The sequence below is a fragment of the Phytohabitans maris genome, from assembly GCF_031085175.1.
Classification (GTDB): Bacteria; Actinomycetota; Actinomycetes; order Mycobacteriales; family Micromonosporaceae; genus Phytohabitans; species Phytohabitans maris.
The window spans coordinates 24,786-37,400 of the sequence record NZ_JAVHUY010000026.1 but is presented as its reverse complement, the minus strand read 5'-3'; the positions used below and the strand labels follow the sequence as shown (position 1 = coordinate 37,400).

The 12,615-nt window shown below is 69.8% G+C and carries 10 protein-coding genes; 3 read left to right on the top strand and 7 right to left on the bottom strand.

Annotated elements, in window-relative coordinates; genetic code table 11:
• Positions 1-11: 11 nt before the first annotated feature.
• Positions 12-1,253: an urea ABC transporter substrate-binding protein gene (gene urtA, locus RB614_RS25700; RefSeq protein WP_308715196.1), complete on the bottom strand. Its 1,242-nt coding sequence runs from the start codon at positions 1,251-1,253 to the stop codon at positions 12-14.
• A 233-nt stretch (positions 1,254-1,486) separates the two neighbouring features.
• Positions 1,487-2,554, bottom strand: coding sequence for a substrate-binding domain-containing protein (locus RB614_RS25695; RefSeq protein WP_308715195.1), 1,068 nt, complete (start codon positions 2,552-2,554; stop codon positions 1,487-1,489).
• A 75-nt stretch (positions 2,555-2,629) separates the two neighbouring features.
• Here RB614_RS25695 and RB614_RS25690 point away from each other — a divergent pair, with 75 nt between their 5' ends.
• Positions 2,630-3,082 (top strand): MarR family winged helix-turn-helix transcriptional regulator, encoded by a 453-nt coding sequence (locus tag RB614_RS25690; protein WP_308715194.1) that lies wholly within the window; start codon positions 2,630-2,632, stop codon positions 3,080-3,082.
• A 585-nt stretch (positions 3,083-3,667) separates the two neighbouring features.
• Here the strand turns inward: RB614_RS25690 and hisS are convergent.
• Positions 3,668-4,999, bottom strand: coding sequence for a histidine--tRNA ligase (gene hisS / locus RB614_RS25685; protein ID WP_308715193.1), 1,332 nt, complete (start codon positions 4,997-4,999; stop codon positions 3,668-3,670).
• The gene (locus tag RB614_RS25680) at positions 4,996-5,679 is read right to left on the bottom strand and encodes an MBL fold metallo-hydrolase (protein WP_308715192.1); all 684 of its coding nucleotides are present in this window, start codon (positions 5,677-5,679) and stop codon (positions 4,996-4,998) included. Before RB614_RS25680 ends, hisS begins: the two co-directional genes overlap by 4 nt.
• 183 nt (positions 5,680-5,862) lie before the next feature.
• On the opposite strand from RB614_RS25680, the gene RB614_RS25675 reads away from it, so the two are divergent.
• Positions 5,863-6,774, top strand: coding sequence for a peptidylprolyl isomerase (locus RB614_RS25675; protein WP_308715191.1), 912 nt, complete (start codon positions 5,863-5,865; stop codon positions 6,772-6,774).
• A gap of 39 nt (positions 6,775-6,813) precedes the next feature.
• Positions 6,814-7,635, top strand: a complete 822-nt coding sequence (locus RB614_RS25670; RefSeq protein ID WP_308715190.1) for a peptidylprolyl isomerase — start codon at positions 6,814-6,816, stop codon at positions 7,633-7,635.
• Positions 7,636-7,987: 352 nt separating this feature from the next.
• Here the strand turns inward: RB614_RS25670 and RB614_RS25665 are convergent, their stop codons facing one another.
• The 3 genes from RB614_RS25665 to secF all read right to left on the bottom strand — a co-directional run bounded on the left by RB614_RS25665 (position 7,988) and on the right by secF (position 12,438).
• Positions 7,988-10,453, bottom strand: a complete 2,466-nt coding sequence (locus RB614_RS25665) for a RelA/SpoT family protein (protein ID WP_428983114.1) — start codon at positions 10,451-10,453, stop codon at positions 7,988-7,990.
• 180 nt (positions 10,454-10,633) lie between these two features.
• Entirely contained in the window at positions 10,634-11,161 is a 528-nt protein-coding gene (locus RB614_RS25660; protein WP_308715188.1) for an adenine phosphoribosyltransferase, read from the bottom strand.
• Positions 11,162-11,250: 89 nt separating this feature from the next.
• Entirely contained in the window at positions 11,251-12,438 is a 1,188-nt protein-coding gene (secF, locus tag RB614_RS25655) for a protein translocase subunit SecF (RefSeq protein WP_308715187.1), read from the bottom strand.
• Positions 12,439-12,615: the final 177 nt, after the last annotated feature.

Here is a 12,615-nt window from a genome sequence, read left to right as displayed (position 1 = left end):
GGCACCCGACGTCAGCTCAGGCCGGTGGCCCACGGGTAGCCCTTGAGGTACGGGTCCGGCTTGACCGGCTGGCCGGAGTTCCACACCTCGGTGATCAGGCCGTCGGGGCCGACCTTGCCGATCCGCGCGGTCTTGTAGATGTGCTGCGTCGCGCCGTCGATCGTGACCAGCCCCTCGGGCGCCTCGAACGTGACCCCGTCGGAGGCGGACTTGACGGCCGCGACGTCGAACTTGCCGGCCTTCTCGACCATCGCCTTCCACAGGTAGACCGAGACGTACGCGGCCTCCATCGGGTCGCTGGTCGGCTTGTCCTGCCCGTACTTCGCCTTGTACGCCTTCACGAACTTGTCGTTGGCCGCGCCGGGCGTGGTCTGGTAGTAGTTCCAGGCGGTGAGCTGGCCGTCGAGGTACTGCGTGCCGATGCTCTTGACCTCTTCCTCGGCGATCGACACGGAGACCACCGGCATCGTGGCGGCGGTGAGCCCGGCCGACTTGTACTCCTTGAAGAAGGCCACGTTGCTGTCACCGTTCAACGTATTGAACACTGCCGAAGCCTTGGACGCCTTGACCTTGTTGACGATCGTGCCGAACTCGGTCGAGCCGAGCGGCGCGTAGTCCTCGCCGAGGACGGTCATCCCGTTCGCCGCCGCATATGCCTTGATGATCTTGTTGGCGGTACGCGGGAAGACGTAGTCGCTGCCCACCAGGTAGACCGAGGTCTTGCCCTGCGACTTGAGGTAGTCCAGCCCCGGCACGATCTGCTGGTTGGTGGTGGCGCCGGTGTAGAAGATGTACGGCGACTGCTCCAGCCCCTCGTACTGCACGGGGTAGAACAGCAGCGCCTTGTTCTCCTCGAAGACCGGCTTGACCGCCTTGCGGCTGGCCGAGGTCCAGCAGCCGAAGACCGCGGCGACCTTGTCCTCCCGGATGAGCTTCTCGGCCTTCTCGGCGAACGTCGGCCAGTCCGAGGCGCCGTCCTCGCTGATCGGCTCGATCTTCTTGCCGAGCACGCCGCCGGCGGCGTTGATCTCCTCGACCGCGAGCCTGATGGAGTCGCGGACGGTGACCTCGCTGATCGCCATCGTGCCGGACAGGGAGTTGAGCAGGCCGACCTTGACGGTGTCGCCGGACGTGTCCGCCACCGCGCCGCCGGTGGACTCGTTCTCACCCGTCTTGCTGCCGCACGCGCTCAGCGCGAGTATCGCCGCGAGGGGCAACAGGACGCCTTTCCAGCGCCCGCGAATATCCAACATCAGAACCTCCGCACCAGGGGATTCGGCGCCACGACACCGGGGGCCGGAATGGCAGGGTCAGCGTCTGCTCGAATCGTTGCGGAGGTATTTCCCGGCCCTTAAGAGCCTGTTTCCGAAATAGCACTTCCCCTGCATAAAGAAATGCCCGCACAAAGGTCTCCCCGACCTCTGCACAGGCAATTAACTATTCGCGTTACTTCCCACAGGAAGTATCTCGACGGGCGTCCACAGTGTCAAGGGGTCAGCTCGGCCACGACGTTGAAGTCGAGCGCGTCCGCCTCGGCGAGGTAGATCCGCTGGCGCAGGTGGCGGTCGCGCATCCACAGTCGACCGCGCGGCCCCTCGTACGACACGGACTCGGCGCTCGCCCCGATCGCCCGTACGTCCACCGTGCCGGCCCGCGAGATCAGCGCGGCGAGCAGCCGTACCCCCTCGTAGCAGGACTCCCCCAGGCTGCCCAGCGGCGGCGCCTCCACCCCGAACCGCCGCGCGTACCGGCCGTGGAAGTCGAGGTTTTCCCGGGTGACCAGGCCGGCGAAGAACCCGGCCGTGCTGTACAGCCCGGCGGTCGCCCGGGCCCCGCTGGCCAGCAGCATGTTCTCGTCCATGAGCGTGGACAGGCGCAGGCAGCGGGCGTCCAGATTGGACCGCGCGAACGCCCGGTTGAAGCGGACCGCGTCGCTCCCCACCAGCAGCATCACCACCGCGTCCGCGCCGGTCTGCTCGATCCGGCGCAGCACGTCGCGGTAGTCGTGGGTGCCGAGCGGCAGGTACGTCTCGCCGGCCACCCGCCCGCCGCAGTCCAGCGCGTACCGCCGGGCCTTGCGGGCGGTGCGGCGCGGCCACACGTAGTCGTTGCCCACCACGTACCACCGGCGCACCCGGCGCTCCCGGGCGAGCAGGCGCATCGCCGGCAACAGCTGGTCGGCGGGGGTCTCGCTGGTCATGAAGACGCCCTCGGTGCGCTCGCCGCCCTCGTACAGCGCGGTGTACACATAGGGCACCCGGTGCGCGATCCGCGGCGCCACCGCCTGCCGCACCGACGAGATGTGCCAGCCGGTGACCCCGTCGACCGCCCCCATCCGCACCAGCGCCTCGACCTCGTCGGCGACCCGCTCGGGCGGCGCGCCGCCGTCGACCGGCACCAGCCGCAGCTCGCGGCCGAGCACCCCGCCCGCCTCGTTGATCTCCTCGGCGGCCAGCCGCGCGCAGAGCTCGCAGGTCGGCCCGAAGATCCCGGCCGGCCCGCGCATCGGGTAGACCAGCGCGACGTTGAGCGCCGCGTGGTCGACAATCGACATGACCGCATGATTCCCGCCGCATGGCCGCGAAACCAGAGCCTGCCGGGACCTGCGGCCGATCTGTAGCATGAGCCGATGCCAGGTCTGCCGGTGCGGCCACAAGCTCTCGCGTCGGAAGATGTCGTTCTCCTCGTCACGCGCGCGGAGCGGCTGCTCTCCCGGCGGCTGCGCGACGTGCTCGACGCGCACGGCCGCACACCCGACGAGTGGCGGGTCCTGTCGATCCTCGCCGACGGCGCCGGCCACCCGATGACCGAGATCTCCGACCTCGCGTTCCTGCCGCCGGGCACGCTCACCAAGCTGGTCGACCACCTCGTCGACGAAAACCTGGTCTACCGGCGCATCGACCCCATGGACCGGCGGCGCATCCGCGCCTACATCACCCCGCGCGGCCGCACGACCCACGAGCGCGTCACCCGCGACGTCCGCGCCGTTTGGGACCAGCTTCCCATCGGGTACGAGGAGAGCGCCCGCCTGGCCGACCTGCTGCGACTGCTGGCCGGGGCGCTGGAGCACCCACCCGGTTAGCGGGTGCTGCCGCACTCGTGGCGGCCGCCGCGCCCCGCCTCCGACACCGACATCGTCATCGCGGTCGGCAAAACGTCGAACCGCGGAGGGTGAGGCCGCGGGAGCAACGACCCAGCCCCAACGCTGATTCGATCAAGGCCCTGTGACCTGGGCACACTCAGGAGCATCAGGCCATCGCCCGGCCCACGCGGACCGGTCCGCGATCATCACCGGGCGGGCGGTCGAGATCGTGGTACGCAGCCGCCCTCGGGCGGGCGGATCCGTACCACGATCCGCGGCTTGGGCCGATCTCGCAGCGCCGATCATGGCAAAGGGCGGTCAGCTCGGGTGTAGCCGATGATCGATGGCCCGAAATCGGGGGTCGTTCGGTGCGCAGGGCGCCTCCTATACGGGCCACGGGCGGTTGTTGAGATCGTGGTATCCAGGTGCCCTCGGAGGGGCACTGAAATACCACGATCGCCGACGCGTCGACCGGTTCTGGGGTGTCAAGCCGTCCCGCCCAGGACGGGCTGACCCCGTGATCGACTCAGGCTGAGTGGCGTTGGGTCGGGCCACCGCGGACGTCGCGGTAGCGGAAATGATCCGCTAGGCGCCGGCCACGGCGGCGCGGAGGTCGCCGGCGGGCGGGCTCCACGTCGCGGCGTCGGCGTCGACCTGGTCGCCGGAGCGGATGTCCTTGACCGTGTCGCCCCCGCCCTCCGCGCCCGGAAACCAGACGAACGGGATGCCGCGCCGCTCGGCGAAACGGATCTGCTTGCCGTACTTGGCCGCGCTCGGCGCCACCTCGGTCGCGATCCCCCGCCCGCGCAGCGCCGCGGCGACCCGGTCGCACTCGGCCCGCCGCTCCTCGGTGGGGAGCGCGACGAGCACGGCCGTCGGTACGGCGCGGCTCGCGGTGAGCGCGCCCGCGCCGAAGAGCAGCCCGAGGAGCCGGGTCACGCCGATCGAGATGCCCACGCCCGGGAAGCGGTCGTTGCCGGCGCTGGCCAGGTTGTCGTACCGGCCGCCGGAGCAGATCGAGCCGAACCTCTCGTACCCGATCATCTGGGTCTCGTAGACGGTGCCGGTGTAGTAGTCGAGGCCGCGCGCGATCCTGAGGTCGGCGACGCAGAGGCCGGGGGCGTGCTCGGCGGCGGTCTCGACCACCCGCACCAGCTCGTCGATGCCCTCGTCGAGCAGCGGGTGCGTCACGCCCAGCGCCCGTACCCGGTCGGCGAACGACGCGTCCGGCGCGGAGATCTCGGCCAGCCGCAGGCAGGCGGCGGCCTGCTGGTCGTCGGCGCCGGCGGTCTCCATCAGCAGCGCGGCGACCTTTTCCGGACCGATCTTGTCCAGCTTGTCGACCGCGCGCAGCGCCGCCTCCGGGTCGGTCAGCCCGAGCCCCCGGTAGAAGCCCTCGCAGACCTTGCGGTTGTTGACCTGGATCCGGATCGGTGGGATCGGGAGCGAACCGAGCGCGTCGCCGATGACCAGCGGGATCTCGGCCTCGTAGTGCGGCGGCAGGGTGTCGCGGTCGACGATGTCGATGTCGGCCTGGAGGAACTCGCGGTAGCGCCCCTCCTGCGGCCGCTCGCCCCGCCACACCTTCTGGATCTGGTAGCGGCGGAAGGGGAAGGTGAGCTTCCCGGCGTTCTCCAGGACGAACCGGGCGAACGGCACGGTCAGGTCGAAGTGCAGCCCCAGCGCGTCCTCGTCGGTCTCGCCCTCGCCCGCCTGGAGCCGGCGCAGGACGTACACCTCTTTGGAGGTCTCACCCTTGCGCAGCAGCTGGTCGAGCGGCTCGACCGCACGCGTCTCCAGCGGCGCGAACCCGTACAGCTCGAAGGTGCGGCGGATGTGGTCGATCACGTACTGCTCGATCATCCGCTGCGGCGGGAGCCACTCGGGGAAGCCGGAGATCGGCGTGGGTCGGGTCATGAAACTGTTCCAGCCTCGGCGACTTGTAGGAGGTACGGGTTGGTGACGCGCTCGCGCCCGATCGTCGTGGCCGGGCCGTGGCCGGGCAGCACGACGGTCTCGTCGGCGAGCGGCAGGATCTTGTCGCGCAGGCTGGCGACCATCGCGTCCATGCTGCCGCCGGGCAGGTCGACGCGGCCGACCGAACCGGCGAAGAGCACGTCGCCAGAGAGGCAGAGCTCGGCCGACTCCGGCCCGGGCACGCGGAAGAGCACCGACCCGCGGGTGTGCCCCGGCGCGTGGTCGACCGTGAACTCCAGCCCGGCGAGGCTCACCACGGCACCGTCGACAAGCTCGGCCACGTCGTCCGGCTCGCTCCACTCCAAGCCGCCGAGCAGCTGGCGCGGGTCGACCGAGTTGATCGCCTTGGTCGGGTCTTTGAGCAGCTCGCGGTCGTCCGGATGGATGTACGCCGTCACGCCGCGCGCCCCGCACACCGGGGTCACCGAGAACGTGTGGTCGAGGTGCCCGTGGGTCAGCAGCACCGCCGCCGGGTGCAGCCGATGCTCCTCGATCAGCGCGTCGAGCCGGTCGATCACCCCGATACCGGGATCGACCACCACACACTGCTCACCCGGCCCGGTTGCGACCACGTAACAGTTGGTGCCGAACGCGTCAGCCGGGAACCCCTTCACCAACATGAGCTCAAGCCTATCGGTGTTGATGGTGACCGATTGGGAACGGGCGACCTCACCCAACACTTTCCCAGGTGATACCCGTACACTCTGGCGGGCGTTGTGTGGCGCGCGCTACACAGTTTCGTGCGTACGGCGTGTCGCGGCTGTCGCGGCGCTGGTGGAGTGGAGCGAGGAAGGGGAGCGCGGGTGGCTTCCAGCAGGACTCGGCAGCGCAAGCTGGCCCGGGCCAAGTACGACCGGCAGATGGCGCGCAAGGCGGCGCAGACCCGCCGCAAGCGGCGCGTCCAGGCCGGCGTCGGCGCGGCCGTCGCGCTCGCGCTGATCGTGGTCGGCACCGTGTGGGTGCTCGGTGGCTTCGACTCCGAGCCGACCGACACGGCCGCCGCCGACGTCTGTGCCTGGACCACCGCGGACGCCGCCAACAACCCCAACCTCAAAGACGTCGGCCAGCCGCCCACCAAGGACCTGCCGACCACCGGCACGCGGCCGATGACCATCACCACCGACCAGGGCGCCCCGATCACGGTCTCGCTCGACGTGGCCAGCGCGCCATGCGCGAGCGCGAGCTTCGCCCACCTGGCCGGCAACGGCTTCTACGACAACACCAAGTGCACCGAGATCACCGCGGACGGCGCGCTGCGCTGCGGCGACCCGGGCGGCACCGGCACGGGCGGCCCCACGTACTCCTTCTACAACGAAAACGTGCCGTCGGCCCCCGAGGCCACGCCGAGCCCCGGCACCGAGCAGCCGCCGATCTACCCCAAGGGCACGGTGGCACTGATCGGCAACCCGCCGGGCACCAACGGCAGCCAGTTCCTGATCTTCTTCAAGGACTTCAGCCCGGCCGACACCCCGGCGTACCCGATCGTCGGCCGCGTGACCTCCGGCCTGGACGTGGTGGAAAACATCGGAAAGATCAAGACGGTCGACAACGGTTCGGGTGCGAACGTCAAGCCGGAGAAGGACATCACGATCCAGAGCCTGACCGTGGGCGAGATGGACCCGGTGACGCCCGAGGCCTCCGCCCCCGCCACCGGCGCCCCCTCCGGCAGCCCGGAGGCCACGCCGACCCCCGCGGCGTCGGCCAGCCAGTCCTGAGAAGCTTAGGTAGGAGCACCACACCCCAGGAGGAAGAGCGTGACGTCCACAAGGGAGCGCCAGCGCGCCGCGGCGCGAGCCCGGCTCGAAAGGGAGATGGCCGAGCGCGCGGCGGCGGCCAGAAAGCGCCGCCAGTGGCAGGTGAGCATCGGCGCGGGGGTCGCGGTGCTGGTGCTCGCGGTCGGCGTGGTGCTGCTGGTCAACGCCGCGGGTGACGACGACTCCACCGACACCGCGGCCGACTCCACCGCCGGCCCGGTGAGCTGCGTGTGGAACGAGGTGCCCAAGGAGGAGCGCACCGCGACCACCAAGGACGTGGGCGTACCGCCGACCACCACCCCGCCCAACACCGGCACCAAGACGATGACCGTCGACACCAACTTCGGCAAGGTCAACGTCAACCTCGACCTGTCAAAGTCCCCGTGCGCGGCGGAGAGCTTCTCGTTCCTGGCGAGCAAGAAGTTCTTCGACGGCACCAAGTGCCACCGCATGTTCCCCGGCATGCTGCAGTGCGGCGACCCGAGCGCCAAGGGCAAGGGGTACCGGGAGAGCGACGGCACCGGCGGCCCCGCCTACCGCTACGCCAACGAGTACCTGCCGGCCAACGAGCGCCCGGCCTACCCGGCGGGCGTGGTGGCCCTGGCCAACAGCGGCCCGGACTCCAACGGCAGCCAGTTCTTCTTCATCTACCAGGACGTCGAGCTCCAGCCCGACTACACCGTCATCGGCAAGGTCGACCAGGCCAGCCTCGACGTGATCAAGAAGGCCACCGAAAAGGGCCACGACGGCGCTTTCGATCCTTCGCCTGGGGGTGGCCACCCCAAGAACGACATCAACATCAACACTTTGACTGTGTCGTAGCTGGTCACTGTTGGGGTTCGGGGGCAGGGCGACCCGCTCCGGGCGGTCAGGCTTGATCCCTGCGCGGGTCACCCTGCCCCCGAACCCGACGTGGTCCACCCCAGTCGTGTCTGTGCCTGCTTTCCAGCTCAGCGAGTCCCGCCCAGCGAAACGACGACGCGACCCGGGAGCGGCCCCCAAGTCGAGTCGCTCCGCTGGGCAGAGCTACTAAAGCCGTGCAGGAGTGGTTCGGCCGCGGCGCGGTGCCCGCGGAGGGTGAGCGGCGGGGTTTGGGGCCGGGGCGACCCACGCCGGGATCAAGCCTGACCGCCCAGAGTGGGTCGTCCCGGCCCCAAAGCCCTACCTCAAAGCCTCAAGCTCCAGAAGTGACACGGTAAGCGTCGAAGACGCCGTCGACCTTGCGCACCGCCGCCAGCAGGTGGCCCAGGTGCTTGGGGTCGGCCATCTCGAACGAGAAGCGGCTGACCGCCACCCGGTCGCGGGTCGTGGTGACCGTGGCGGAGAGGATGTTGACCCGCTCGTCCGACAGGACCCGGGTGACGTCGGCGAGGAGCTTGTGCCGGTCGAGCGCCTCCACCTGGATCGCCACCAGGAACGTGGAGGCCGACGTCGGCTTCCAGGTCACCTCGACTATGCGGTCGGGCTGGGCCTTGAGGTCTTCGGCGTTGGCGCAGTCGTCGCGGTGGACGCTGATGCCACCGGACCGGGTCACGAAGCCGAACACCGCGTCGCCCGGTACCGGCGTGCAGCAGCGCGCCAGCTTGATCCAGACGTCGCTGACCCCGCGGACCACCACGCCCGGGTCGTGTACGGCCTGGCGGGCCCTCGGCGGCCTGGTGGCGACCGCGGTCTCGGCGATGTCTTCGACCGCGCCTTCCTCGCCGCCGTAGCCCTGGACGAGCCGCTGCACGACGGACTGGGCGGAGACCTGGCTCTCCCCCACCGCCGCGTACAGGCTCGCCACGTCGGCCAGGTGCAGGTCGCGGGCGATCGCCATCAGCGCTTCGGTGGTGAGCATCCGGGTCAGCGGCAGCCCCTGGCGGCGCATCGCCTTGACGATCGACTCCTTGCCGGCCTCGATCGCCTCCTCGCGCCGCTCCTTGTTGAAGTACTGCCGGATCTTGGTGCGCGCCCGGGGGCTCTTGACGAAGCCCAGCCAGTCCTGCGACGGGCCGGCCGTCTCCGACTTGGACGTGAAGATCTCGATCACGTCACCGTTGGAGAGCGTCGACTCCAGCGGTACCAGCTTGCCGTTGACCCGCGCGCCGATGCACTTGTGCCCGACCTCGGTGTGCACCGCGTACGCGAAGTCGACCGGCGTCGAGCCCGTGGGCAGGGGGATCACGTCGCCCTTGGGCGTGAAGACGTACACCTCCTGGCTGGAGAGGTCGAACCGGAGCGCGTCCAGGAACTCGCTCGGGTCGCTCGCCTCCCGCTGCCAGTCGAGCAGCTGCCGCAGCCACGTCATCTCGTCGATGTGGGCCGGCGGCCCGACGATCGTGGCGCCCTTCTGCTCCTTGTACTTCCAGTGCGCGGCGATGCCGAACTCCGCCGTGCGGTGCATGCCCAGCGTGCGGATCTGCATCTCCACCGGCTTGCCGGTCGGGCCGATCACCGTGGTGTGCAGCGACTGGTACATGTTGAACTTCGGCATCGCGATGTAGTCCTTGAACCGGCCCGGCACCGGCTGCCAGTTGGCGTGGATGACACCCAACGCCGCGTAACAGTCGCGCACCGTGTCGACCAGGATCCGCACGCCGATCAGATCGTAGATGTCGTTGAAGTCGCGACCCCGCACGATCATCTTCTGGTAGATCGAGTACAGGTGCTTGGGGCGGCCGGTCACCTCGGCCTTGATCTTCGCGGCCTTCAGATCCAGCTGCACCTTCTGCGTCACCTGGCGCAGCAGCGTGTCGCGCTGCGGCTGGTGCTCGCCGATCAGCCGGTTGATCTCCTCGAACCGCTTGGGGAACAGCGTGCCGAACGCGAGGTCCTCCAGCTCCCACTTGATCGTGTTCATACCCAGGCGGTGGGCGAGCGGAGCGAGGATCTCCAGCGTCTCCTTGGCCTTCTGCTCCTGCTTGGGCCGGGGCAGGAAGGTCAGGGTGCGCATGTTGTGCAGGCGGTCGGCGAGCTTGATGACCAGTACCCGCGGGTCTTTGGCCATCGCGACCACCATCTTGCGGATGGTCTCGGCCTTGGCCGCGTCGCCGAGCTTGACCTTGTCGAGCTTGGTCACGCCGTCGACCAGCAGCGCCACCTCGCCGCCGAAATCGGTGCGCATCTCGTCGAGGGTGTAGTCGGTGTCTTCGATCGTGTCGTGCAGCAGGGCGGCGACCAGCGTCGTGGTGTCCATGCCCAGGTTGGCCAGGATGGTCGCCACGGCGAGCGGATGCGTGATGTACGGGTCGCCGGACTTCCGGTACTGCCCGGAGTGCCACTGGGCGGCCACGTCGAAGGCGCGCTGCAGCAGCCGCGAGTCCGCCTTGGGGTGGCACGCGCGGTGGGTGGCGATCAGCGGCTCCAGCACCTCGCTCACCTGCGGGGTCTGCCAGGGCGCGTTGAACCGGGCCAGCCGCGCCCGCACCCGGCGCCCGGTCGGCGCGCCGGCCCAGCCCGACGTCGCAGCCGGCTCGGCCGACTCGTCGTCGTGGACGTGGTCGTCATGGGTGGCGGTCTCCACCGGGGGAAAAGGCACGACAATGCCGGCGCCCTCCGTGCCGCCGTCGACGGCCTCGGCGGGTGTGCCATTGGCAGCCGCCGTCGCCTCCTCCTGACCGGGCTGCGCCTCGCCAGTCGGATGCACGCTGCCCTCCACTGAATGGGCGACGTCCTGAGACACCGGCCTCCTCACCCTCACCGGGGAATGACACCGACCGTATCCGGCCGGCACCAACATGCGCTACCCACGCCGGACCGTTCCTGGCCGGTCGCGGAAGGCAATCCTACCCGTCCGCCCTGGTAAACGACCCTTTCGGCCCACCAGGCCAGAGTGCTTCTAGACGGTCAGGACGGCATGAACCTCGCGCGGCGCCAACCGCTCCCGACCCGGTAGGAACGACAACTCCAACAACACGGTGAACCCGGCGACTGTTCCCCCGGCGCGCTCCACCAGGTCGAGCGTGGTGGCGGCGGTGCCGCCGGTGGCCAGTACGTCGTCGACGACCAGCACCCGCTCCCCCGCCATGAACGCATCCGTGTGCACCTCCAGCGCGGCCTCGCCGTACTCGAGCTCGTACGAGGCGCTGTGGGTGGCGCGGGGCAGCTTGCCGGCCTTGCGGATCGGCACGACGCCGAGGCCGGTGGCGTACGCGATGGCGGCGGCGACCACGAACCCGCGCGCCTCGATACCGGCCACCACGTCGAAGGAACCGGCCCCGTGGTGGGCCACGATCCCGTCGATCACCTCGCGGAACGCCGGCCCGTCCGCGAACAGCGGGGTCAGGTCCTTGAAGAGGATGCCCGGACTGGGAAAGTCCGGCACGTCCAGGATGTGGCCCGCCACGATCTCCGCGAGGTCAGCCACCCGGTGTACTCCTTCGCTCGTGGTTCAGGGCCACTCATGGTTCAGGGCGCCCCGCAAGTCGCTTGGGGACGCCCTGATCACGGACGAACTCAGTGACGCTTTCCGCCGCGCGGGCGGCTGCCGGAGCGGCCGCCCCGGTTGCCGGACGGGCGCTTGGCGGTCGGGCGGGCACCCACCTTCGGCGCGGCACCGGCCAGCGCGGCCACCTCGGCGTCGTCGCGCGGCTGGGCCGGCGCCGACTGCTTCGGCGAACGCGCCGTCTTGGGCGTGACGTCGCCGCGGGCGATCGCCGCGCGCCGGGCCAGCACCCGCTGGGTGTGCGCCTGGTACTTCGGCTCGTAGCCCTTGAGCGTGGTCAGCACCGGCGTCGCGAAGAAGATCGACGAGTACACCGCGATGCCCATACCGACGAAGAGCACGAGGCCGAGGTCGCGGAGCGTACCCGCGCCAAGAAGGCCGGCCCCGATGAAGAGCAGGCCACCGACGGGCAGCAGCGCGACGAGGCCGGTGTTGATCGACCGCATCAGCGTCTGGTTGACCGCGAGGTTGGCCGCCTCCGCGTACGTCTGGCTGCTGCTCGCCGTGATGCCGCGGGTGTTTTCCTGCACCTTGTCGAAGACCACGACCACGTCGTAGAGGGCGAAGCCGAGGATGGTGAGGAACCCGATGATCGTCGACGGGGTGATCTCGAAGCCGACCAGCGAGTACACGCCGGCGGTGAGCAGCAGGTCGAACAGCAGCGACGAGACCGCGGCCGCCGCCATCCGCCACTCGAACCGGACGATCAGGTACAGCATCACGACGGCGACGAAGATGACCAGGCCGAGCAGCGCCCGCTCGGTCACCTGGGCGCCCCACGCGCCGCTCACCCGGCTGTTGCTGATCTCGCCGGCCGGGATGCCGAACGCCTCGACGAGATGCTGCTTGACCGCCTCGGACTGCTCCGGCTCCATCTCCGAGGTGCGGATCAGGTAGGTGCCCTCACCGCCACCGACCTGCTGGGTGGAGGCCACCCGGAGCGGGTCGCCGCCGGGGTTGGGCGCCTCGGCGAGCGCCTCCTCGACGGTCTCTTCCGCGTGCTGCAGCGTGCCCACCGAGGCCGGCACCTGAAACTCGTTGCCGCCGGAGAACTCGATGCCCAGCGTGAAGCCGCGCGCGAAGAAGCTGACCACGGCGATCAGCACCGCCACCGCCGCGACGGTGAACCAGATCTTGCGCTTGCCGACGATGTTGAGGTCGGCCTGGCCCTTGTAGAGCCGGGTAGCGAGGCCGCTCATGCCCGTCCTCGCTTCGCTCCGGGCGGGCACGAGACTCCAAGCGCACTGAGTTTCATGATTCGCTCGCTACGCTCGCTCATGCCCGTCCTCGCTTCGCTCCGGGCGGGCACGAGACTCCAAGCGCACTGAGTTTCATGATTCGCTCGCTACGCTCGCTCATGCCCGTCCTCGCTTCGC

What these genes read in the sequence shown, in the direction of transcription:
- urtA (WP_308715196.1), bottom strand. Translation starts at nt 1,253, where the DNA reads ATGTTGGATATTCGCGGGCGCTGGAAAGGCGTCCTGTTGCCCCTCGCG.
- RB614_RS25695 (WP_308715195.1), bottom strand. Translation starts at nt 2,554, where the DNA reads ATGTCGATTGTCGACCACGCGGCGCTCAACGTCGCGCTGGTCTACCCG.
- RB614_RS25690 (WP_308715194.1), top strand. Translation starts at nt 2,630, where the DNA reads ATGCCAGGTCTGCCGGTGCGGCCACAAGCTCTCGCGTCGGAAGATGTC.
- hisS (WP_308715193.1), bottom strand. Translation starts at nt 4,999, where the DNA reads ATGACCCGACCCACGCCGATCTCCGGCTTCCCCGAGTGGCTCCCGCCG.
- RB614_RS25680 (WP_308715192.1), bottom strand. Translation starts at nt 5,679, where the DNA reads ATGTTGGTGAAGGGGTTCCCGGCTGACGCGTTCGGCACCAACTGTTAC.
- secF (WP_308715187.1), bottom strand. Translation starts at nt 12,438, where the DNA reads ATGAGCGGCCTCGCTACCCGGCTCTACAAGGGCCAGGCCGACCTCAAC.